The organism is Pseudactinotalea terrae, assembly GCF_009733845.1.
GTDB lineage: Bacteria > Actinomycetota > Actinomycetes > Actinomycetales > Beutenbergiaceae > Pseudactinotalea > Pseudactinotalea terrae.
On the sequence record NZ_WNXZ01000003.1, the window covers coordinates 210,349 to 232,668 of the forward strand.

The following is a 22,320-nucleotide window of genomic DNA, read 5'->3' on the forward strand; positions in this document are numbered from 1 at the left end:
CGAGGAGACAGCGTGCACCTCCGACCACTAGCGTCCCTGCGGTGACCAACCCGAACCAGCACCCGCAGCCGCAGCCGTTCCAGCAGGCGCCGCAGCCGGACGCCTCGCTGCACGGCTACCCGCAGCAGCCGGGACTCGCGCCGAACGGCTACCCCCAGCAGCAACCCGCGTACACCCAGCAGGGCTATGGCTATCAGCCGCAGGCCGTGCAGGTGCAGCCGCCGGCCGGAGCGATGATGCCCCAGCAGGGGATGGTGCCGTGGGCGGCGCCGAAGCGGAAGCGGCCGATCGCGCTCGAGATCGTGCTGGTGATCGTCGGTGGTCTGCTCGCGTCGGTCTTCGTGTGGCTGATGACGCTCATGACGAGCGGCTCCGCGGTGTTCGTGGCGGCCCTGCTGGGTCTGGTGCCGCTGGTGATGATCGGCGCCGTGGTGCTGTGGATCGACCGGTGGGAGCCGGAGCCGCGACTCCTGATGATCGGGGCGGTCTTGTGGGGCGGTGGCGTCGCGGTGGCTGTCGCGAGCCTGCTGAACGGCGTCGTCGGTGTGGCGATCGGGGAGGCGGTCGGCTCCGACCTGCCGCCCGAGATCGCGCCGGCCGTGTTCGGTGCGCCGATCGTCGAGGAGGCCGCCAAGGGGCTCGGGATCCTGCTGATCTTCTTGGTGCGTCGTCGGCAGTTCAACGGCCCTGTCGACGGCGTCGTGTACGCCGCGCTGGTGGCGTTGGGTTTCTCGGTGGTCGAGGACGTGCAGTACTTCGCGCTCAACGCCGATGACATGGGTTCGGTCTTCGTCATGCGCGCCCTGCTGAGCCCGTTCGGCCACCTCATCTACTCGTTGCCGATGGGTATCGCGCTCGGGTTCGCGGGGCGGATGCGGTCCAAGGCTTCCTGGCTGTGGCTGTTCCCGCTCGGGTACGTCGTCGGCGTCGGGCTGCACATGGCATGGAACGGGAGCCTGACCTACGTCAGCTCGCTCGGGGACATCCTCGCGATCTTCGTGTTCCTCAACTGGGTGCCCTTCGCGGTGCTCGCCGCGATCGTGATCTGGTTGCGGCGCCGCGAGTCGGCGGTGGTGCTGAACCGTCTGCGCGACTACGTGCCCAGCGGGTGGCTCACCGAGGAGGAGGCGCAGGGCCTGTCCTCGATGCGCGCGAGCCGGGCCGCTCGCCAGTGGGCGGCGCGATTCGGGGCGGAGGCCAAGAAGGCGATGCGCGACTACCAGCGCGCCGCGACCCGGCTGGCCTACGCGCGGCAGGACCTGTACACCGGGCATGCCGGGAATCGTGCTCGTATCGACGAGGGCGACCTGCTGAACGCCATGGCCCAGGCGCGTGCCGAGGTCGGTGCGCGTGCCCAGGCCGCTCAGGTGCGGTAGCACCGCCGGCGACCCGTCCACGGACCGACACTTTTAGCACTCGCCTTGACCGAGTGCTAACGCAAGCCTAGATTGTGACCGAGGGCTCCACTCGGAGCTCGTGACCGTGCCGAAGGGCCGGTCGTCGACCCCCGCGACGGCGACGACCAGTCACCGGTTCGGCCCCATGTCCTGATCAGTTGAGATAGCGAAAGGGGAGGTCCGTAGTGTCGGTCTCCATCAAGCCGCTCGAGGACCGGATCGTCGTCAAGACGAGCGAAGCCGAGCAGACCACGGCCTCTGGCCTCGTCATCCCGGACACCGCCAAGGAGAAGCCCCAGGAGGGCGAGGTCCTGGCGGTCGGCCCGGGTCGTGTCGACGACAACGGCAACCGCGTTCCCGTCGATGTCGCCGTCGGCGATGTCGTCATCTACAGCAAGTACGGCGGCACCGAGGTCAAGTACGGGGGCGAGGACCTTCTGATCCTCTCCGCCCGCGACATCCTCGCCGTCGTCGCGAAGTGAGCTGACGCCACCAGGCGCTCAGTCTCAGCCGCCGGCCCCGGTCACCCTCGCGGTGACCGGGGCCGTCTGCGTCGTGCCGCGTCGATCGACTCCGCGAGAGGGTCGAGGCATCGGCCGAGGTGAGGGACGTCACCGGTGAGGGAGGAGACGGGAGGTCGAGTCGCCGTCGGGCCCGACCTACACTGGCAGCGTGACGCAGCCGCCGACCGATCCGTTCGGTTTCATCGGACTCACCTACGACGACGTCCTGCTGCTGCCCGGGGAGACCGATGTCATCCCGAGCGATGCGGACACGACCACGCGCCTGACGCGAGAGATCTCGATGAAGATCCCGCTGGTCTCGGCCGCGATGGACACCGTGACCGAAGGTCGTATGGCCATCGCGATGGCGCGCCAGGGCGGCGTGGGGATCCTTCACCGCAACCTCCCGATCGCCGAGCAGGCGGCGCAGGTCGACCTGGTCAAGCGGTCGGAGTCAGGGATGGTCAGCGACCCGCTGACGATCGGTCCCGACGCCACGCTCGCCGAGCTCGACGCGTTGTGCGCCAAGTTCCGCGTGTCCGGCCTGCCGGTGGTCGACGGCGAGGGCAAGCTCCTCGGCATCATCACCAATCGCGACCTGCGGTTCGTCGACCTCAGCCGTTTCGAGACCACCCGCGTGCACGAGACGATGACGCGGATGCCGCTGGTGACGGCGCCGGTGGGCGTCTCGCGCGAGGAAGCCTCCACGCTGCTCGGCAAGCACAAGGTCGAGAAGCTGCCGATCGTGGACGCGGACAACAAGCTCACCGGTCTGATCACCGTCAAGGACTTCGTGAAGTCCGAGCAGTACCCGCTGGCCACGAAGGATGGTGAGGGCCGCCTCGTGGTAGGCGCCGCCGTCGGGTTCTTCGGAGATGCCTGGGAGCGGGCGACCGCGCTGGTCGAGGCCGGCGTGGACGTGCTGGTGGTCGACACCGCCAACGGGCACGCGCGCCTCATGCTCGACATGGTCCGCAAGCTCAAGTCCGACCCGCTCACCAAGGGTGTGCAGGTCATCGGCGGCAACATCGCCACTCGCGAGGGTGCGCAGGCGCTCGTCGACGCCGGCGTCGACGCGGTCAAGGTCGGCGTGGGCCCGGGGTCGATCTGCACCACGCGCGTGGTCGCGGGTGTGGGCGTGCCGCAGGTGACGGCGATCTACCAGGCCTCGCTGGCCGCCAAGCCGGCCGGGGTGCCGGTGATCGGCGACGGCGGCCTCCAGTACTCCGGTGACATCGCCAAGGCGCTGGTGGCCGGCGCCGACTCCGTGATGCTGGGCAGCCTGCTCGCCGGGACCGACGAGGCGCCCGGCGACCTCGTGTTCTCCGGCGGCAAGCAGTTCAAGCTCTACCGGGGCATGGCCTCGCTCGGCGCGATGCAGTCGCGCGGCGACCGACGCTCCTACTCCAAGGACCGGTACTTCCAGGGTGACGTCTCCGACGACGACGTGATCACCGAGGGCATCGAGGGCCGGGTCGCGTACAAGGGCGCCGTCGGGCAGGTCGCGCACCAGCTCACGGGCGGGCTGCACCAGTCGATGTTCTACGTGGGCGCCCGCACCATCCCCGAGCTCCAGGAGCGCGGCCGGTTCGTACGGATCACCGCCGCGGGCCTCAAGGAGTCGCACCCGCACGACGTGCAGATGGTCTCCGAAGCCCCGAACTACTCCTTCCGCGGCTGAGGCCCGGCCCGGCGGGGCCGCCGGGCGGGCGGGCATGACGACGGCGGCCGGTAGCCTGAGCCGGTGACTTACGAGATCGAGATCGGCCGGGGCAAGCGTGGCCGCCGTGCGTACTCCTTCGACGACATCGCCGTCGTGCCGTCGCGCAGGACCCGCGACCCCGAGGACGTGTCGGTGAGCTGGCAGATCGACGCCTATCACGTGGACCTGCCGGTGCTCGCCGCACCGATGGACTCGGTGATGAGCCCCGAGACCGCGATCCTGCTGGGCCAGCTGGGCGGCATCGGCGTGCTCGACCTCGAGGGTCTGTGGACCCGGTACTCCGACCCGGCGCCGGTGCTTGCCGAGATCGCCGAGCTGCCCGCGGACCGGGCTACCGCACGCATGCAGGAGCTGTACGCGGCGCCGATCATCCCCGAGCTCATCACCGAGCGGCTCGGTCAGATCCGCAAGGCGGGGGTCACGGTGGCGGGTGCGCTCTCCCCGCAGCGCACGCAGGAGCACTGGCGCACGGTGATCAGCGCGGGTGTGGACCTGTTCATCATCCGCGGCACCACGGTCTCGGCCGAGCACGTCTCCTCGAACGCGGAGCCGCTCAACCTCAAGCGCTTCATCTACGAGCTCGACGTCCCGGTGATAGTCGGCGGCGCCTCCACCTACACCGCCGCGCTGCACCTGATGCGGACCGGTGCGGCGGGCGTGCTCGTGGGGTTCGGCGGGGGAGCGGCTCACACGACTCGCACCACGCTGGGCATCCACGCGCCGATGGCCTCCGCGGTCGCGGATGTCGCGGCGGCTCGCCGTGACTACCTCGACGAGTCGGGCGGCCGTTACGTGCACATCGTGGCCGACGGCGGCGTGGGCCGCTCGGGCGATCTCGTCAAGGCGGTCGCGTGCGGCGCCGACGCCGTGATGCTCGGCGCCGCGCTCGCGCGCGCCACCGAGGCACCGGGCCGCGGCTGGCACTGGGGTCCGGAGGCTCACCACCCGCACCTGCCGCGCGGCGAGCGCGTCAAGGTCGGCACCGTCGGCACCCTGGAGCAGATCCTGGTAGGCCCGGGCAGCCAGGCCGACGGCACCGTCAACCTCATCGGGGCGCTCCGACGCGCGATGGCCACCACCGGGTACTCCGACCTCAAGGAGTTCCAGCGGGTCGAGGTCGTCGTCTCCCCGTACCACCCCGCCTGAGCCGCGCTCGGGAGCCAGCGGCGTGAGGCGAGCAGCGACAGCCCCGCACGCCACGCGCCCCACGACATCCGTGCGGCGGGCTCGACGTCGTCGTCAGCTGCTTGGCACGGGCAGATGAGCATGGCCCGGGTGAGGTGGGGCGTGATCGGGCTCGGTGACGTCGTCGAGCGCAAGAGCGGGCCGGCACTTCAGTCGGTACCGGGCTCGAGCATCGCCGCGGTGATGCGCCGCGACGGCGCCCGGGCGGCCGACTTCGCGCGCCGGCACGGCGTTCCCCGCTGGTACGACGACCCGCAGGCCCTGGTCGAGGACGAGGGCGTCGACGCCGTCTACGTCGCCACGCCGCCGGGAAGCCACGCCGAGCACGCGATCCGCGCCGCCGAGGCAGGCAAGCACGTGTACGTCGAGAAGCCGATGGGCCGTGCGGCCGTCGAGTGCGAGTCGATGATCGATGCCTGCGATCGTGCAGGAGTCGGGCTGTTCGTTGCCTACTACCGCCGGGCCCTGCCGCGGTTCGTCGCCGCGCAGGCTGCGATTCGCGACGGTCGGCTCGGCGAGATCGAGAGCGTACGGGTCACGCTGCTGCGCCGGTCCGCAGGCGGCGGCTGGCGGCTCGACCCGATCCTCTCCGGTGGTGGACTCTTCGTGGACCTCGCCTCCCATACCCTCGACTGGCTCGACCTGGCGGTGGGCGCGATCACCGAGATCGGTGGAACCGTCGACGGCGGGCCGGCCGAATCAGCGGTCTCGGCCTCGTTCTCCTTCGGCCCGACCGTGACGGGGCGCGGGCGTTGGGACTTCGCCGCGGATCAGGATCTCGACGAGGTCGAGATCCTCGGCAGCCGCGGATCCTTGCGGATGTCGGGCTTCGGTACCGATCCTGCGGTGCTGACCACCTCCGAGGGCACCATCCAGCTCCCGGCCGATCAACCGCCCGTGGTTCAGCAGCCGCTGATCGCGAACGTGGTCGGTTCGCTGCTCGGGCAGGCCGAGCCGATCAGCACGGGCACGACGGCGATCCGCACCACGCGCGTCATCGACGCCGTGCTCGCCGGGCACCGCGAGCGGCACGGGATCAGCTTCGGCTAGCCGCGGCGCGGACCGGTCAGGCGCGCCGCCGCGCCCCGCCGGCCGCTGTTCTCTCGAGTTCGTCGCTGACCGGCGAGGTCGTCGGGAGAACCCAACGACCTGGCCGATGTGGAACGAACTCGGCGGGTACGCGCCGGCAGGGCAGGCGGCCAGCAGCTCGTGGTGCCCGGGCACGCGACGGTCGCAGGGTGCGGGCAGGTGGTGACCGTAGGTGCAGCTGGGTCGCCCGTCGAGGTTCATCCCGCGTTCGCACGACACGCACCCAGGCATCTCCTCCCGGTCGCCCAGCGCTGGGGTGATGATCACGTGCGGATCGCGATCGTCGCCGAGTCCTTCCTCCCTCACACGAACGGCGTCACCGGGTCGGTGCTCCGGACCCTGACCCATCTGTTGGCCGGTGGTCACGAGGCGGTAGTCCTGGCCGCGGGGCACGGCGCTCCCGTGGATCACGACGGCGCCCCGGTCCTTCACCTTCCCTCGTTCGGTCTCCCCGGGTATCCCCAGGTGCGGCTCAACATGGCCGGGCAGCGGCGCGTGAGCGATCTGCTCGCCGCGGTCGAGCCCGACGTCGTGCACCTGGCGGCCCCGATGCTGCTCGGCCACAAGGGAGTGCGCGCCGCCGCTGCGCTCGGGCTGCCCACCGTGGCGGTGTTCCAGACCGACGTCGCGGCCTACGCCGAACGCTACGGCTTCCCCGGCTGGTCCGAACGCGTCTGGAACCGCATCAGCGAGATCCACGAGCAGGCGGACCTCACCCTGGTTCCCTCGACGCACTACCGCGACGAGCTCAGCGACCGCGGGGTGTCCAACCTGCAGATCTGGGGCCGCGGTGTCGACCAGGTGCAGTTCGACCCGGCCCGGCGCAGCGAGAGCGTCCGGTGCTCCTGGGGCGTGCAGCCCGGGGAGGTGGTGGTGGGGTTCCTCGGGCGGCTCGCTCCCGAGAAGCAGGTCGAGGACATGGCGGTGCTGACCGACATCCCGGGCGTGCGGATCGTCCTCGTCGGTGACGGGCCGGCGCGCGCGAGCATCGCGGCGGCGCTGCCGCACGCCGTCCTGGCAGGCCACCTCGCCGGTGAGGAGCTCGGCGCCGCGGTCGCCTCGTTCGACATCCTGGTGGCGCCCGGCGAGAGCGAGACGTTCTGCCAGTCGCTGCAGGAGGCGCTCGCAGCCGGCGTCCCGGTCGTCGCGCCGGCCGCCGGTGGTCCGCGCGACCTCGTGGACGTCTCCCGCACGGGCTGGCTCTACGCCCCGGGCGACCTCGCGGGGTTGCGCTCCGCCGTCGTCGACCTCGTGGGTGACGAACGCAAGAGGCGAGCGTTCGGGCAGGCGGCGAGGGCCGCCGTCGCTGATCGGACCTGGTCACGGATCGGCGACGAGCTCCTCGACCACTACCGCTGGGCCCGCTCGCACGCCGCCGGGTCGCGAGGAGGTGCGCGGTGAACGCTGAGCAGCGGCACATCGTCGCCGTCGCGAACTTCTTCGGCCCGCGGACGGGCGGCCTCAAGACCGCCCTGCTCGCGATCGGGCAGGGCTACCGCGCCGCCGGGCACCGGTACAGCCTCGTGGTTCCGGGGGAGCGTGACGACGTGATCGAGACCGCCGCCGGACCGATGTACACGGTGGCCGCACCGGTGGTGCCGGGGTCGGGTGGTTACCGCGTCATCGTGCGGACCGGCGTGGTGCGACGCCTGCTCAGCGCGCTGGCGCCCGACCGCGTCGAGCTGTCCGACCGCACCACGCTGCACGGACTCACCCGCTGGGCACGTGCGCGGGGGATCCCGTGCCTGCTGACCGCGCACGAGCGGCTCGACGGCGTCCTCCTCAGCGCGGGCGTGCCCCACGGCCTGGCCACGGGATTGGCTGATGCGCGGAACCGCGTGAGCCTGGCGTCGGGGGCGGTGCTGGTCGCGACCACAGCATTTGCGGCGCAGGAGCTCGAGCGTGTGGGCGGACGGCCCCACCGCGTGCCGCTGGGCGTGGATCTGGACGCGTTCGCGCCGGTACCCCGGCGGCGCCACGAGAGCGTCGAGCTGCTGCTGTGCAGCCGGCTCTCGCGCGAGAAGCAGCCCGCGCTGGCGATCGCGACGGTGCGGACGCTGCTCGCGCGAGGTGTCGACGCGCACCTCACGGTGGCCGGGCACGGACCGTTGCGAGCTGCCCTGGAGCGGCAGGCGACCGGGCTGCCGGTGCGGTTCCTCGGCTTCGTGTCCGGTCGCGCTGAGCTCCGCCAGGTGCTGGGCACGGCAGACATCACGCTCGCGCCGGGACCGATCGAGACCTTCGGGCTGGCGGCACTGGAGAGCTTGGCCTGCGGCACCCCGGTGGTCGGCAACGCGGCCTCCGCGCTGCCCGAGGTGATCGGCGACGGCGGTATCACCGCGACCGGTTCCCCCGAGGCGTTCGCCGATGCCGTGCAGGCCTTGCTGCGGATCCCGGAAAGAGCGCGGCGAGATGCTGCGCGCCGCCGCGCGGAGACCTTCCCGTGGCATCGCACGACGGCCGCGCTGCTCGCGCTCGCGCCCGAGCCGCAGGAACCGCTGCCCAGCCAGGTCTGAGACGCCAGGAGGAGCTGTGACCACCACCATCCCCACCACGATCCGCAGTCGGACCTCACCACGCCCGACCCCACTGCTGTGCGCCCTCGGAGACTCGGCGAGCGCGGGGGTGGGCGATCGGATGTCCACCGCCTCCCGCGCAGGCGTCCGTGACCTGCCCGGCTGCGGCTGGCCCGTGCACCTGGCGAGCGCGCTCGGGACGAACATGCGCAACCTCGGTACCAACGGCGCCCGCGCACGCGACGTGCTCGCGGACCAGCTCCCGCTCGCCGTGGCCGCACGACCTGAGCTCGCCACCGTGCTGATCGGTGGCAACGACGTGCTCCGCGGCGACTTCGACATCCTCGAGGTGAGTGCCGCACTCGCCTCCGTCACGAGCTGCCTGCTCGACGGCGGGACGCAGGTCGTGCTCGTCGTGCCACCTCAGATCGGCCCCGACCTGCCTGCGCCGAGCTCGGTACGACGCGTCCTCGGCAGCCGGATGGCGCATGTGCGGCAGGCGACCCGAGAGGTCGCCGCCGCACACGCACGCGACGGGCTGCTGCTGGTGGACGCCGACCCGCTCCGTGCCGTGGCACGCGACGTCATGCACGTCGATCGGATCCATCCCTCCCCACGTGGGCACCGGCTGCTCGCGGAGCTGGTCGCGGATGAGCTCGGCGGCCGGGGCTGGCCGAGGGTCGGCGTGGTCGACGAGGTGCCACCGGCTCCCGGCGTGCCGGCGCGGGTCGCGTGGATGCTGGTGCGGGGTGCGCCGTGGTTCGTCCGGCGCAGCCGTGACCTGCTGCCGGAGCTCGTCCGGGTCGTCGTCAGCGAGGAACGACAACGCCGCCGGCGCGGGCGGGCGCCCGCGTAAAGTGCGGCGGGTGCTGCACTTCACCGAGTACGACACCCGACTGGCCGGCTACGCGGTCATCACCCGCGAGGACACCATCCTGCTGACCTGGTTCAACGGCGCGAAGCCCTGCTGGTCGCTGCCCGGTGGCGGGATCGAGTTCGACGAGTCCATCGAGGAGGGCGTGATCCGGGAGGCGAAGGAGGAGTCCGGGTACGACATCGTGCTCGGCACGCTGCTGGGCACGCACTCCTTCACCGATGTCGATCCCGACCGCGCCCGACCCTTCAAGTCGGTGCGGATCTTCTACAGTGCCGAGATCACCGGCGGCACCCTCGGCACTCTCGAGGTCGGCGGCACCACCGACTACGCGGAGTGGGTCTCGTTCACGGATCTCGCCGACCAGCCCTGTGCCGAGATCGTCGACCTCGCCGTGGGCTACGTGCGCCCGGACCGGGTGCGGCGGCCGCAGGTCAGCGGGCGCTGAGGAGAGCGCGGTACGTCTCGACCGTCGACTCGGCCACATCGCCCCAGCGGCGCGTCAGGGCATGCTCCCGGCCGGCCGCCCCGAGCGCCGCGACGCGTGCCGGGTCGCCGAGCAGCTCCGTCACCGCATCGGCCCACTGCTCCGGGTCCCAGCCAGGCAGCAGGACGCCCGTGACGCCGTCGATCACCGACTCCGCCAGCCCGCCCGTCAGGGCGGCGACGACCGGCACCCCGCTGGCAGCCGCCTCCAGAGCAACCAGCCCATAGGTCTCCGAGTGCGAGGGCACCAGCACGAGCGTGGCCGCCCGCATCAGCTCCGCGAGCTCGTGGCGACCCTGCGGACCCACGAGGGCGACGTCGTCGGCAACTCCTGTCGACTCGGCCAGGCGGGCGAGCGAACGGGGGTACTCCTCATCGCTGGTGGCTCCGCCGGCGACGACCAGCCGGGGCCGGGGCTCGCCAGGGCCGCGGCGTGAGATCACCCCGGCCAGCGTCTCGATCGCGAGGTCGATCGCCTTCAGCGGCTCCAGGCGTGCCGCCGCGAGCAGCACGGGCTGCTCGCCGGCGTCGTCTCCGGGTCGGAACAGGTCCGCGTCGACACCGGGATGGACGACATGCAGGATGCCGGGATCCGCGCCGAGCCGGTCGACCACCGTGCGCGCCTCGGCGTCGGAGATCGCGATCACGGCGTCGGTGCTGCGGGCGAGCCATGCCTCTCCCTCGAGCCGGGCCGGCGACTCGGGCCGTTCCCCCTCGGACAGGGCGGTCTGCGGCGGTGCGGCGATGCTGTGGAAGGACTGCACGTGCAGCACCCCGAGCTCGCGCGCCAGCGGCAGCGCAGCCACGCCGGAGAACCAGTGGTGGGAGTGCAGCACGTCGACCTCCGGCTGCTCCCGTTCGAGCGCGGCGGCGAACTCCTCGATGAGGTCGTCGTGCTCGTTCTTGAGGATCGTGCGGGCAGGCCCCACCGGCAGCCGGCGCACGCGCACCCCCTCGAGCACCTCGTCCTGGGCGGCGCCCTCGCTGCTCAGCCGCGTCCACACGGTGACGCGATGCCCGGCGGCCGCCATCGCCACGCTCGTCTGCTGCACCACCACGTTCATGCCGCCCACATCCCCGGAACCGGGCTGCTGGAACGGGTCGGTGTGCAGGCACACGACGCCGATGCGCAAGGGGGAAGGCACGTGCGCATTCTCCCCGAAGGTGACCACCGCCGTCGGACCGATCTACAGACCGGACACGCCGCAGCGTCTCTTGGCCGCCGATGCCGGGGCTCAGGTCGTCGCGAACGCCTGCCTGAAGAGCACCACGGCCAGCACGATGCCGACCCATGGACCGACCACCCCGAGCCCGATCGCGACGATGCCCTGCACGACGCCTCGCTTCTGCGCGAGCGCCACGATGCCTTGGACGATGGCCCACAGACCGAACAGGAACCAGACCAGCAGCCCGTTGAGCAGCGCGATCGCGAGCAGCGCCACGGTGTTGCCGGCGCCGCCGTCGAGCGAGGCTGGCGAGAGCAGGCCGACGGCGATCAGGGCGTTGATCGTCGAACCACCGAGGGCGATCAGCCCGGCGACGAGCGCGACCCAGCCCAGCGCCGGGGACGTCGACCGTGGTGGGACCTGACGACCCGAGTAGTCGACGTACGCGTCCGGGGCGGCGTACCCACTCGCATCGATAGCGTCACCGGAGCGGTCAGCAAGGGGATGGCCGCCGCCCATGGGCTGGCCCGAGTACTCGGGCGGGAACGAGCCGTACGGTCCGCTCGGAGCGGCGCCGTCAGGGGTCTCGCGCTGCGGTTCAGCCATACCCCGGAGTCTCCCAGACCGGTGCTTCGGCTAGCAGGTCCGGGGCCGGGCACAGGTCCCCGTGGTGGGATACTCGAGGCGCCCTGAACCCCCTGACGGAGTGGACGATGACTGCGAGCGACGAGCACGCCGAGTACCGGATCGAGCACGACACGATGGGGGAGGTCCGGGTCCCGAAAGCGGCGAAGTACCGGGCGCAGACCCAGCGAGCGGTCGAGAACTTCGCGATCTCCGGCGTCGGGATCTCCCGCCACCACATCGCGGCGCTCGCTCAGATCAAGCGAGCAGCAGCTCTCGCGAATGCCGAGCTCGGCGTCATCGATCAGGCGAGGGCCGACGCGATCGTGGCCGCCGCCGACCGCGTGATCGCCGGCGAGTTCGACGCGCACTTCCCGATCGACGTGTTCCAGACCGGTTCGGGAACGTCCTCGAACATGAACACCAACGAGGTGATCGCCACGCTCGCGACCGAGGCGGGCACCGAGGTGCACCCGAACGACCACGTCAACGCGAGCCAGTCCAGCAACGACGTGTTCCCGGCATCGATCCACATCGCGGCCACGGAGGCCGTCATCAGCGAGCTGCTGCCGGGGCTCGAGACCCTTGCGATCTCGCTCGAGGCGAAGGCCACCGAGTTCGCCGAGGTGGTCAAGGCCGGCCGCACGCACCTGATGGACGCCACGCCCGTGACGCTCGGACAGGAGTTCGGCGGCTACGCCCAGCAGATCCGTAACGGGATCGCGCGAGTCGAGGCTGCGCTGCCGCGGCTGGCACAGCTGCCGCTCGGCGGCACGGCTGTGGGCACCGGCATCAACACCCCGCCCGGCTTCCCGCAGCGCGTGATCGCGCTCGTGGCCGAGAACACGGGGCTACCTGTCACCGAGGCGCCGAACCACTTCGAGGCGCAGGGCGCGCAGGACTCGCTGGTCGAGGCGAGCGGGGCGCTGCGCACGGTCGCGGTCTCGCTCGTGAAGATCTGCAACGACCTGCGGTGGATGGGCTCCGGGCCGCGTACCGGGCTCGGCGAGATCGCGCTGCCCGACCTGCAGCCGGGTTCCTCGATCATGCCGGGCAAGGTCAACCCGGTCATCCCCGAGGCCACGCTGATGGTAGCCGCCCAGGTGATCGGCAACGACGCGACGATCACGTTCGCGGGTGCCTCCGGCAACTTCGAGCTCAACGTCATGCTGCCGGTCCTCGCGCGGAACCTGCTCGAGTCGATCAACCTGCTCGCCAACTCCTCGCGCGCGCTCGCAGGCACGTGCGTGGACGGCATCACGGCCAACGTGGAGCACGCGCGTCAGCTCGCCGAGTCCTCGCCGTCGATCGTCACCCCGCTCAACCGGGTGATCGGGTACGAGGCTGCGGCGAAGATCGCGAAGCACTCGGTCACGCAGGGGATGACCGTGCGCGAGGCCGTCATCGACCTCGGGTACGTCGAGCGCGGTGAGGTCACCGAGGAGCAGCTCGACGCGGCGCTCGACGTGATGTCGATGACCCACCCGTAGCGGGCGTCGTGCGGGACAAACTCCACGCTCGATGGGCTCAACCCGGCTCCGCAACCGGTTGCGGCGGGTTCGAGCGTGGACTTTGTTGCAGGGACAGCACGCGGGAACCGGTCACGCCTGGAGGTCGATGACCACCTTCACATCGCCGTCGTGGGGCTCGAACGCCTCGGTGGCCCGCTCGAGCGGGACCCGGCGGGTGATCAGGCGCTCCAGCCACGCGAGGTCGGCACGGGAGAGCGCCTCGACGCCTGAGCGGTAGTGCGAGAGGTTGGCGTTGACCGAACCCACCACGACGTCGTTCTCCAGCACGATCTCGCGGTTGGCCGCTCCCACGTCCACCTGGACGCGCCGCCCGGCCGACGAGACCCCGGTGAGGCACGTGATCCCGTAGGAGCCGGTCGCCGCGATGGCGTCGATCACCACGGCGCTCGCACCGGTCGCCTCGATCACCACGTCCGGCGTGAACGACTGGGCCACCTCGCTCACCGAGGTCGCGTGGTAGGTCGCGCCGAGGTCGGCCACGAGGGTGGGCTTCGGACCGTCGGTGACCCGGTCGAGGACGTGCACGTCGAGACCGCGCTGCACGCCGATCATGGCGGCCAGCAGGCCGATCGGCCCGGCGCCGGTCACCAGCACCCGCTCGGGCTCGTACCAGGCCCGACTCCCGATCCGGTCGACCTGCTCCCACGCCTTCGCGACCACCGTGGTGGGTTCCAGCAGCACCCCGACGCGCTCGAGCGCTGCCGGGATCGGGACGGCGTAGTCGGCCTCGACCACCCACTGCTGGCTGGCGAAGCCGTGCAGGCCCTTGATACCGCGCTCGGTGTACCGGCCGTTGCGGCACATGTCGAACTCGCCGTGGGCGCACGCACCACACGGGACCGGGTCGGGGCGGCGGACCACCCCGACCACCAGGTCACCGGCTGCGAAGCTCCCGGCGGGCTGCCGCACCCGGCCCAGCGACTCGTGCCCCAGCACCAGGCGCTGCTCGCCCGGCGGAGCGGTGCCGTACTCGGCGGCCGCGATCTCACGGTCGGTGCCGCACACGCCGACGGCGAGCCCGTCGACCAGCAGCTCGCCGTCCCCGGGCGCCGGCGGCGTCATCTCGGCCACCGCCAGGGTGCCTGTGCGGCCCGGGATGCACGTCAGTGCTCTCATCGGATGTCCCCAGGTTCCGCCGTCGAGGTCTTCGCAGGGATCGCGCTGCCCAGATGGAGGGCTGCGTTGACGAGCCCCACATGACTGAACGCCTGCGGTGTGTTGCCCAGGTGGCGGCCGGTCACGGGGTCGTACTCCTCGCTCAGCAGGCCGAGATCGTTGCGGAGGGTGAGCAGCCGCTCGAACAGGGCCACCGCCTCGTCGCGCCGGCCGATGCCGAAGAGGGCGTCCACGAGCCAGAAGCTGCAGATGAGGAAGGTGGCCTCGCTCCCGGGGAGCCCGTCCACGCGGTCGTCGGCGTGCGTGTGGTAGCGCAGCAGCAGTCCGTCCTGCGAGAGCTCGCGCTGCACCGCCTCCACCGTGCCCACCACACGCGGGTCGTCCCACGGCAGGAAACCTACGCGTGGGATCAGGAGCAGCGCCGCGTCCAGCCCCTCGGAACCGTAGAACTGCGTGAACGTGTTGCGGCGGGTGTCGAACCCGCGGCGACACACGTCGGCGTGGATCTCCTCGCGCAGCGCCCGCCAGCGGTCGACCGGCCCGGCGAGCCCGTGCTCCTCCACGGCCTTGATGCCACGGTCGACACCCGCCCACGCCAGCACGCGGGAGTGCACGAACGCCCGCCGCGGGCCGCGCACCTCCCACAGGCCGTTGTCGAGGTCGGACCAGTGACCCTCGAGGAAGTCGAGCAGCGCGCGCTGCAGCGCCCAGGCGTCGTCGGTCGCGGCAAGACCGCTGCCGCGCGCCAGGTGCAGGCAGTCCAGCACCTCGCCCCAGACGTCGAGCTGGAGCTGGCTCGCGGCGCCGTTGCCGATGCGCACCGGTGCCGAGCCCTCGTACCCGCTCAGCCAGTCGATCGTGTACTCGGGGATACGACGGCGGCCGTCGAGCCCGTACATGATCTGGAGGTCGGCCGGGTCACCCGCAACGGCGCGGAGCAGCCACTCCCGCCACGCCTTGGCCTCCTCCACGTAGCCGGTGCCGAGCAGAGCCTGCAGCGTGAAGGTCGCGTCGCGGAGCCAGCAGAACCGGTAGTCCCAGTTGCGGGAGCCGCCGAGCTCCTCGGGCAGGGACGTCGTGGCGGCTGCGCAGATGCCGCCGGTGGGCGCGTACGTGAGGGCCTTGAGCGTGATCACGGAGCGACGCACGGCCTCCGCCCACGGGCCGTCGTAGTCGATCCGACCCGCCCACTCGCGCCAGTACTCGGTCGTGCCGGCGAGCGACGCGGCCGCGCCGACCGGCGTCGGCGCCGGGAGGTGCGACGCGTGGTGCATCAGCACGAACGGCACCGAGTCGCCCTCGCGCAGCACCCGGCGGGCGGTGAGGTCGCCGTTGTGCCGGGTGATCTCGACGGGCGTGCGGAGCACGACGGCGTCCGGTCCCGCGACCGCGCTCACCTCACCCTCGTCGGTGGTCACCCACGGGACCACGCTGCCGTAGTCGAAGCGCAGCCGCAGCTCCATCGACATCGCCACCTCCCCGCGGACGCACTCGACGATGCGCACGACATCGGCGGCCGCTCCCCGTGGCGGCATGTGGTCGATCAGGCGCAGCGTGCCCTCAGGGGTGTCCCACTCGGTCTCCAGGATGAGCGTGTCCGGGCGATACCGGCGCCGCGTGCAGGGGCCGCCGCCCTCGGGCCCGATACGCCAGAAGCCGTTCTCGGCATCGCCGAGCAGGGCGGCGAAGCACGCGGGGGAGTCGAAGCGAGGAACGCACAACCAGTCGATCGAGCCGTCCCGACCGACGAGCGCTGCCGTCTGCAGGTCGCCGATCAGCCCGTAGTCCTCGATCCGCTGGCTCGTTCGTGTCGTCGGCATGCCTTCACGCTACGACCGCCGGCAAGCCCGATGCCTGATCTCAGCCGAGGAGATCGCCGAAACCGAGCTCGACCAGGTGTCGGTGGGAGAGCGCGAGGGCGTCGAACTCGTCGACGCCGTAGGTCGCATCCTGCTCGACGAATGCATGAGGGGCATCGATCTCGACGGCGGTGCGCACGATCTGCTCCATGTCCAGGGTGCCTTCGCCCACCTCCGCGAACTGCACACCGAAGAGCGCCTCGCGCACGGGACCGGGATCGCCCGCGCGCAGCGCCTCGTAGGCCTCGGCGTTCGGGAGCGCCAGCCGGTAGTCCTTCAGGTGCACGAGCGCGACGCGGTCGCCGTAGTGGCGCAGCGTCTTGACCGGGTCGAGCCCGCCGCGATGGATCCAGTGCACGTCGAGCTCGAGCTGCACGAGCGGGGCGGTGTCGAGGATGACGTCGAGCACCCGATCCCCGCCCACCCGCGCGAACTCGATCGCGTGGTTGTGGAAGCAGAGGGTGACGCCCTTGTCCGCGAGGACAGGTGCGGCCTCGTTCGCCTGCCGTGCGGCTGCGCGCAGGGTGTCGGCGTTCTCGTATGCCGCTGTCGGGAACATGCCGATCCGCACGAACCGGCTCCCGAGCTGGACGGCCGCGTCGGCGACCCCCTGGGCGTCCTGCGTCAGGGAGTGGCCGTCGTCAGCGGTCAACGGGGCGCTGGTCGCATCGACCGCGACGCCGTGCTCCCGGGACGCGGCGGCGATCTCCGCCACGTTCTCCGGCGTCATCGCGAGGGCAGAGATCTCGATCGAGCGGTAGCCGATCGCGGCCACCCGACGCAACGTCTCCGTGATGCCGAGCTCCGCGAACCGCGTGCGAAGCGTGAACCCCTGAGCGCCGATGGTCGTCATGGCAAGACGTTAGGAGTCCCACCACCTGCGCGCACAGACTTGCCGCGCGTTGCCAGGGCGTCAGCCGCGGCTGGTCGGTTCCTCGTCACCCGCCGCGCGGCGGGCGAGGACGAACAGCAGGTCCGAGAGGCGATTGAGATAGCGGCGAGCGTCATCGCTCACGTGAGCGCCGCGCTCGGATGCCGCGATGGCACACCTCTCGGCCCGCCGGGCAACCGTGCGCGCGAGGTCGAGCGCAGCCTCGGTCGGGTGGGAGCCCGGCACGATGAACACCGGCCGCAGCGGCCGGGCGGTGATCTCGGCGTCGATCCGGGCCTCCAGCGCGGCGACCATCGCAGGGGAGACCCGGGAGACGCCGTCCTCGAGCTTGTCGCGGCGCTCGGGGTGGGTGGCCAGATCGGCGCCGACGACGAACAGCTCACGCTGCAGCGCCAGCAGGTCCGCGGCGAGGTCGGCGTCCGGGCACGCCGCCCGCGCCACTCCGAGGACCGCCGTGAGCTCGTCGACCGCGCCGTACGCATCGACGATCGCGTCGGCCTTCGAGACGCGGCCACCGTGGAAGAGCCCGGTGGTGCCGTCGTCGCCGGTCTTGGTGTAGATCGAGGAGGCCATCTGGTGAGCATGCCACCCAGCAGGGATGGCGGTGCGCGAGAATGGGCCCACAACTCCACACCCGCACCGGGACCAGGGGAAGTCGGTCGAAACCCGACGCTGACCCGCAACCGTAGATCGCGCACCGCGATGAGCCGGATCGCCTGCCCGGAGCGAGAGGAACCCACCGCCGTGGTCTGCGGATGGGCCCGAACGGGCGGCGCTCCGGCGCGTGCTCGGCTGGGTCGTGCCGCGGACCCTTCACGAGAGCCGACGCCATGACCAGCAGCACCGCCCGCATCGCCACCACCGCCGTGCTCGGGGCGGTGACCCTGATGACCTCGGCCGCGGTGCTCGCCGCACCGGCGAGCGCGGACGCGGTGGCCGTCGCCACCCAGGACTGCGACGGCGTGACCGTCGTCGTCGACTTCACCGATCTCGGCGGCGCGGTCGAGACCGGGTGCGCCGAGGGCGACCCGGCGTCCGGCCGCGAGGCACTCGAGCTTGCTGGGTTCACCCCCGCCGACGGCGCCACCCCCGGCCTCATCTGCACGATCGACGCCCAGCCCGACCCGTGCCCCACCGAGTTCGAGGGCAGCTACTGGGCGTACTGGCAGGTCATCGACGGCGAGTGGGCCTCCTCGCTGGTCGGTCTCGACGAGGCCGACCCGACCCCGGGCGGGATCGAGGGCTGGCGCTACAACGACGGCTCCGCCCCGCCTCCGCTGCCTGGCTCGGACGAGGAGGGCAACGAGGGCACGCCCAGCCAGGCAGCCACCGACGAAGCCTCGGCAACCGAGACGACCGCCGATGCGAACCCCTCGACCGCCGCCAGCATCGACCCGGATGCTGCCGAGGAGGACACCGCGGACGGCGGCGTCAGCCCGGCGCTGTGGGTGGCGATCGGCGTCGTCGTGCTCGCGCTGGTGATCGGTGCGGTCGTCCGCGTCACCGGCGCCCGCGCCGAGAAGGAAGCGCCCGGGTCGGACGAGAGATGAGCACGACGGCGGTCGCCGAGCAGACGCCCCGACCCACGCTCGCGGGGCTTCACCCGCTCGCGTGGTGGGCGTGGGCGCTCGCGCTCGCCGTCGCGCTCAGCCGCGTGACCAACCCGATCGTGGTGGTGCTCCTGGCGGTCGCGATCACCGGGGTCGTGCTGATGTGCCGCAGCGCGGGCCGGTGGGGTCGTGCGTTCCGTGGTTACCTCGTGCTCGCCTGCGCGGTGGTGGTGATCCGGCTGGTGTTCCACCTGCTCGTGGGGGTCGACGGCGGAGGTCCGGTGCTGCTCGACCTGCCGCGTCTGGAGCTGCCCGCCTGGGCAGGCGGGCTCGATCTCCTCGGACCGGTGCGCCTGGGCGGACTGCTCAGCGTGCTCTACGGCGGGCTCGCGCTGGGTGCGCTGCTGCTCTGCTTCGGCGCCGCGAACAGCCTCGCCGACCCGATCCGGGCGCTGCGGAGCCTGCCGGCAGCGCTGCACCCGATCGGCACCGCTGTGGTGGTGGCGGTGACGGTCGCGCCCCGGCTCGTGACCTCGTTCGCCCGGGTACGCCGGGCACAGCGGCTGCGCGGCCTCTCCGCGACGGGCTGGCGCGGCCTGTCGGCGACCGTGGTGCCGGTGATGTCCGATGCCCTCGACCACGCGCTCGCGATGGCCGCCTCGATGGACTCGCGCGGGTACGCCCGCACCCTCTCCGCGCGGCGCGACGTGGGGATCGCGCTGACCCTCGCGCTCGCGGCTGCGGTGGTCGGCACCTACGGGCTGCTCGACGGGCAGGCACCGCGCTGGCTCGGCGTACCGATGCTGGCGCTGGGCACGGCGGTCGCGGTCGTGGCCGGCTGGGTGGCCGGCCGACGCGCGCAGCGCACCCGCTACCGCCCGGACCGCTGGGGAGTGGCAGAGACGTTCGTCGCCGGGTGCGGTGTCGCCGCGGCGGCGATCGCGCTGCTCAGCCCCACGCTGCGGCAGACCGGGCTGCCCGGCGCGCCGCCGCTGGCATGGGAGGCGGTCGCGGTCGCTGCGCTCGCGGCGATGCCCGCGATGCTGGGGCGGGGAGCGAGCCGATGATCAGGCTCACCGACGTCACGCTGACCTACCCCGGGGCGAAGGCGCCTGTCCTCGAGGAGGTGAGCTTCGCCGTCGAGCCCGGGGAGCTCGTGCTGGTGGTCGGCGGCACGGGCTCGGGCAAGTCGACGCTGCTCGCGGCGATCACGGGCAGGTTCCCGCACAGCACCGGTGGTGAGCTGCGCGGGCAGGTGCGGGTGTCCGGGCGTGACACCCGGGAGCACCGGCCGCGGGATCTCGCGGACGTGGTCGGTGTGGTCGGGCAGGACCCGGAGGCCACGTTCGTGACCGGCACCGTGGAGGCGGAGCTCGCCTACACGCTCGAGCAGCTCGGGCTCCCGGCGGCGGTGATGCGCACGCGCGTGGAGGCGACGCTCGACCAGCTCGGGCTCAGCGAGCTCCGGAACCGTGCGCTCGACGAGCTCTCGGGCGGCGAGCAGCAGCGGGTCGCGATCGGGGCCGTGCTGACCGCGCACCCGCAGGTGCTGGTCCTCGACGAACCGACCTCCGCGCTCGATCCCGCCGCAGCAGAGGACGTGCTCTCCGCGGTGCACCGGCTGGTGCACGACCTCGGGCTCACGGTCGTGCTGGCCGAGCACCGGATCGAGCGAGTGGCCGGGCTGGTGGACAAGGTCGTGCTGGTCAAGGACGGCCGCGTACGCGTGGGCGCGCCGGCCGCGCTGCTGCCCGAGTACGAGGGCGCGCCGCCTGTCGTGGCGCTCGGCCGACTCGCCGGGTGGCAGCCGGTGCCGATCACGGTGCGTGAGGCGCGCCGGCAGGCGGGACCCTTGGCTGCTCGGCTGGGTGCGGCACCGGTCGCCCCGGCACGTCGCGTCGGCGAGCGGCTCCTCAGTGCGCGGCGGGTGAGCGTCCGGCACGGGGTGACCACCGCCGTCGACCATGTCGATCTCGACCTGCACGCGGGTGAGGTCGTGGCGCTGATGGGTCGCAACGGTGCGGGGAAGTCCTCGTTGCTGTGGGCCCTGCAGGGTTCGGGCCGGCGTGCCAGCGGTACCGTGCGCCTCGCGGACGGCGTGGACACCGCTGGGCTCTCGCCCGAGGTGGCGCGCTCGAAGGTGACGTTGTTGCCGCAGCCCGCCTCCGACCTGCTGTACCTGCCGGGCGTCGCGGCAGAGTGCGCGGCCGCTGACGGCGGCACCGGGCGGGCCCGGGCCGAGCTCGACGCGCTCGTGCCGGGCATCGGCGACGACACCGACCCGCGCGACCTCTCCGAGGGGCAACGGCTCGCGCTGGCGCTCGCGGTGCAGCTGAGCGCCGACGCCGCCGTGGTGCTCCTCGACGAACCCACGCGAGGGCTCGACGGCGGTGCGAAGGCCGTGCTGGCTGCTCGCATCCGCGAGGTGGCCGGGCAGGGCAGAGTCGTGGTGGTGACCACGCACGACGTCGAGTTCGCGGCCACGTGCGCGGACCGGGTGGTGGTGCTCGCGGGCGGTCAGGTGGTGGCCGACGGCGCAGCGACCGACGTCCTCCGCGCCTCGCCGATGCTCGCTCCCCAGGTGGCGAAGGTGCTCCCGGACGCGGGTGTGCTGACGGTGGCGGACGTCGCCACCAGGTTGGCAGCCCGTGATGGGTGAGGCGATCCCGCTGGGGCTCCGCTCCGCCGTCGTGCTCGGGATGGCCACCCTGGTGGGCGTGCTCGCGTTCTGCTGGCCGCTGATCGTCGACACCGGCGCGATCCTCGACGACGCCACCGTCGCTCCGCTGGTGCTCGGTGTGGTGCTGCTCGGCGTGCTCGCGGCGGTGCTGGTGGCCTTCGGCGAGGACGGCCTCGACGTCCGCGCGGTCGCGATGCTGGGCCTGCTCGCAGCGGTGGGGGCGGTGCTGCGGCCGCTCTCGGCCGGTGCGGCTGGCATCGAGACCGTGCTGGTGCTGGTCATCCTGGGCGGTCGCGTGTTCGGCGCCGGTTTCGGGTTCGTGCTCGGTGCGACCACGTTGTTCGCGTCGGCGCTGCTGACCGGCGGGGTCGGCCCGTGGTTGCCGTTCCAGATGCTCGCGGCGTCCTGGGTGGGGCTGGGCGCGGGGCTGCTGCCGCGCCTGCGACGCGTGGGCGGCTGGGGTGAGATCGCGCTGCTGTGCGGCTACGGTGCGGTGGCCGCTGTCGTGTTCGGCTTCGCGATGAACCTGTCGTTCTGGCCGTTCACGCTGGGCATCGGCAGCGACCTGTCCTTCGTGCCAGGTGGCGAGCTGGGCGAGAACCTGCGCCGGTTCCTCACCTTCAGCGTGGCCACCTCGCTGGGGTGGGACCTGCTGCGTGCGGTCACCACGTGCCTCGGCCTGGCCGTGATCGGCCGCGTGGTGCTGCCCCTGCTCCGCCGCACCGCCACCCGCGCCCGCTTCACCCACCCCTGACCGATTTCAACGCACTTCCGACCGGGGAACGATTTCAACGCACTTCGGGCACAGCCCGTCCCAAGTGTCGAAAGTGCGTTGAAATCGTGGTGGTGTCGAAAGTGCGTTGAAATCAGGCTCTTCTGCTGCACCTGTGGGTTCAGCCGGGGTGCGGGGCGTCGCCTTTGCCGCAACGCCACGGTGGGCTGGGCGTTGCGGAGGTGACATGCGGGTGGGGAACCGCAACGTCGCCGTGGCTGGGTGTCGCCGCCCTGGTAGCAGCAGCCGGTTCCGCGTGTCCTGGGTGGGAGCCCGCGCGGTAGTCCGCGGCGCGAGCAGGTGGTTGTGCTGCTTGCTGCCACCGAACAGGGGGTGCTGCCCGGAATGGAGCGCTA

20 protein-coding genes are annotated in these 22,320 nt (G+C 72.1%); 14 read left to right on the forward strand and 6 right to left on the reverse strand.

Going from position 1 to position 22,320, the window contains the following annotated elements; all coding sequences use genetic code 11:
• Positions 1–41: 41 nt before the first annotated feature.
• The 9 genes from GPA03_RS11830 to GPA03_RS11870 all read left to right on the forward strand — a co-directional run bounded on the left by GPA03_RS11830 (position 42) and on the right by GPA03_RS11870 (position 9,735).
• A complete protein-coding gene (locus tag GPA03_RS11830; RefSeq protein WP_156252223.1) occupies positions 42–1,376 on the forward strand; it encodes a PrsW family intramembrane metalloprotease in 1,335 nt (444 codons plus the stop codon).
• A gap of 206 nt (positions 1,377–1,582) precedes the next feature.
• Positions 1,583–1,879, forward strand: a complete 297-nt coding sequence (gene groES, locus GPA03_RS11835) for a co-chaperone GroES (protein WP_156252224.1) — start codon at positions 1,583–1,585, stop codon at positions 1,877–1,879.
• Positions 1,880–2,069: 190 nt separating this feature from the next.
• Positions 2,070–3,581 carry an IMP dehydrogenase gene (guaB, locus tag GPA03_RS11840; RefSeq protein ID WP_156252225.1) on the forward strand — a complete coding sequence of 504 codons (1,512 nt, stop codon included), beginning with the start codon at positions 2,070–2,072 and terminating at the stop codon, positions 3,579–3,581.
• Between the two features lie 63 nt (positions 3,582–3,644).
• Positions 3,645–4,769 (forward strand): GuaB3 family IMP dehydrogenase-related protein, encoded by a 1,125-nt coding sequence (locus GPA03_RS11845; RefSeq protein ID WP_156252226.1) that lies wholly within the window; start codon positions 3,645–3,647, stop codon positions 4,767–4,769.
• A gap of 120 nt (positions 4,770–4,889) precedes the next feature.
• A complete protein-coding gene (locus GPA03_RS11850) occupies positions 4,890–5,858 on the forward strand; it encodes a Gfo/Idh/MocA family protein (RefSeq protein ID WP_206673529.1) in 969 nt (322 codons plus the stop codon).
• 306 nt (positions 5,859–6,164) lie between these two features.
• On the forward strand, positions 6,165–7,298 hold the full coding sequence (locus GPA03_RS11855) for a glycosyltransferase family 4 protein (protein ID WP_156252228.1): 1,134 nt from the start codon (positions 6,165–6,167) through the stop codon (positions 7,296–7,298).
• Entirely contained in the window at positions 7,295–8,413 is a 1,119-nt protein-coding gene (locus tag GPA03_RS11860; protein WP_206673530.1) for a glycosyltransferase, read from the forward strand. Before GPA03_RS11855 ends, GPA03_RS11860 begins: the two co-directional genes overlap by 4 nt.
• Positions 8,414–8,429: 16 nt before the next feature.
• Positions 8,430–9,269, forward strand: coding sequence for an SGNH/GDSL hydrolase family protein (locus GPA03_RS11865; protein ID WP_162458350.1), 840 nt, complete (start codon positions 8,430–8,432; stop codon positions 9,267–9,269).
• A 10-nt stretch (positions 9,270–9,279) separates the two neighbouring features.
• Positions 9,280–9,735 (forward strand): NUDIX hydrolase, encoded by a 456-nt coding sequence (locus GPA03_RS11870; protein WP_241681256.1) that lies wholly within the window; start codon positions 9,280–9,282, stop codon positions 9,733–9,735.
• On the opposite strand, the gene GPA03_RS11875 is transcribed toward GPA03_RS11870, so the two are convergent.
• Together GPA03_RS11875 and GPA03_RS11880 are read right to left on the reverse strand one after the other, a co-directional pair.
• Positions 9,722–10,918: a glycosyltransferase gene (locus GPA03_RS11875; RefSeq protein ID WP_206673531.1), complete on the reverse strand. Its 1,197-nt coding sequence runs from the start codon at positions 10,916–10,918 to the stop codon at positions 9,722–9,724. The two genes, GPA03_RS11870 and GPA03_RS11875, sit on opposite strands and share 14 nt — an antisense overlap.
• Positions 10,919–11,008: 90 nt before the next feature.
• Positions 11,009–11,545 carry a hypothetical protein gene (locus GPA03_RS11880; protein WP_156252230.1) on the reverse strand — a complete coding sequence of 179 codons (537 nt, stop codon included), beginning with the start codon at positions 11,543–11,545 and terminating at the stop codon, positions 11,009–11,011.
• A 107-nt stretch (positions 11,546–11,652) separates the two neighbouring features.
• On the opposite strand from GPA03_RS11880, the gene GPA03_RS11885 reads away from it, so the two are divergent.
• Complete coding sequence (locus GPA03_RS11885) at positions 11,653–13,053, forward strand: class II fumarate hydratase (RefSeq protein WP_156252231.1); 1,401 nt, start codon at positions 11,653–11,655, stop codon at positions 13,051–13,053.
• 111 nt (positions 13,054–13,164) lie between these two features.
• Here the strand turns inward: GPA03_RS11885 and GPA03_RS11890 are convergent, their stop codons facing one another.
• Genes GPA03_RS11890 through GPA03_RS11905 form a run of 4 tightly spaced genes read right to left on the reverse strand, consistent with a single transcriptional unit; the run spans position 13,165 to position 17,535 of the window.
• Positions 13,165–14,211 (reverse strand): glucose 1-dehydrogenase, encoded by a 1,047-nt coding sequence (locus GPA03_RS11890; protein WP_156252232.1) that lies wholly within the window; start codon positions 14,209–14,211, stop codon positions 13,165–13,167.
• Positions 14,208–16,031, reverse strand: a complete 1,824-nt coding sequence (locus GPA03_RS11895) for a glycoside hydrolase family 15 protein (protein ID WP_156252233.1) — start codon at positions 16,029–16,031, stop codon at positions 14,208–14,210. Before GPA03_RS11895 ends, GPA03_RS11890 begins: the two co-directional genes overlap by 4 nt.
• A 40-nt stretch (positions 16,032–16,071) precedes the next feature.
• Entirely contained in the window at positions 16,072–16,923 is an 852-nt protein-coding gene (locus GPA03_RS11900) for a sugar phosphate isomerase/epimerase family protein (RefSeq protein ID WP_156252234.1), read from the reverse strand.
• Between the two features lie 60 nt (positions 16,924–16,983).
• The gene (locus GPA03_RS11905) at positions 16,984–17,535 is read right to left on the reverse strand and encodes a cob(I)yrinic acid a,c-diamide adenosyltransferase (RefSeq protein ID WP_156252235.1); all 552 of its coding nucleotides are present in this window, start codon (positions 17,533–17,535) and stop codon (positions 16,984–16,986) included.
• A 257-nt stretch (positions 17,536–17,792) separates the two neighbouring features.
• Between GPA03_RS11905 and GPA03_RS11910 the strand changes: the two genes are divergently transcribed.
• The 4 genes from GPA03_RS11910 to GPA03_RS11925 are packed head-to-tail and all read left to right on the forward strand — an operon-like array spanning position 17,793 to position 21,946.
• Complete coding sequence (locus GPA03_RS11910) at positions 17,793–18,512, forward strand: hypothetical protein (RefSeq protein ID WP_156252236.1); 720 nt, start codon at positions 17,793–17,795, stop codon at positions 18,510–18,512.
• On the forward strand, positions 18,509–19,579 hold the full coding sequence (locus tag GPA03_RS11915) for a CbiQ family ECF transporter T component (RefSeq protein ID WP_156252237.1): 1,071 nt from the start codon (positions 18,509–18,511) through the stop codon (positions 19,577–19,579). The genes GPA03_RS11910 and GPA03_RS11915 overlap by 4 nt, the downstream gene beginning before the upstream one ends.
• Positions 19,576–21,171 carry an ABC transporter ATP-binding protein gene (locus GPA03_RS11920; RefSeq protein WP_156252238.1) on the forward strand — a complete coding sequence of 532 codons (1,596 nt, stop codon included), beginning with the start codon at positions 19,576–19,578 and terminating at the stop codon, positions 21,169–21,171. Before GPA03_RS11915 ends, GPA03_RS11920 begins: the two co-directional genes overlap by 4 nt.
• Complete coding sequence (locus GPA03_RS11925) at positions 21,164–21,946, forward strand: ECF transporter S component (protein ID WP_156252239.1); 783 nt, start codon at positions 21,164–21,166, stop codon at positions 21,944–21,946. Before GPA03_RS11920 ends, GPA03_RS11925 begins: the two co-directional genes overlap by 8 nt.
• The last annotated feature ends 374 nt before the right edge of the window (positions 21,947–22,320 follow it).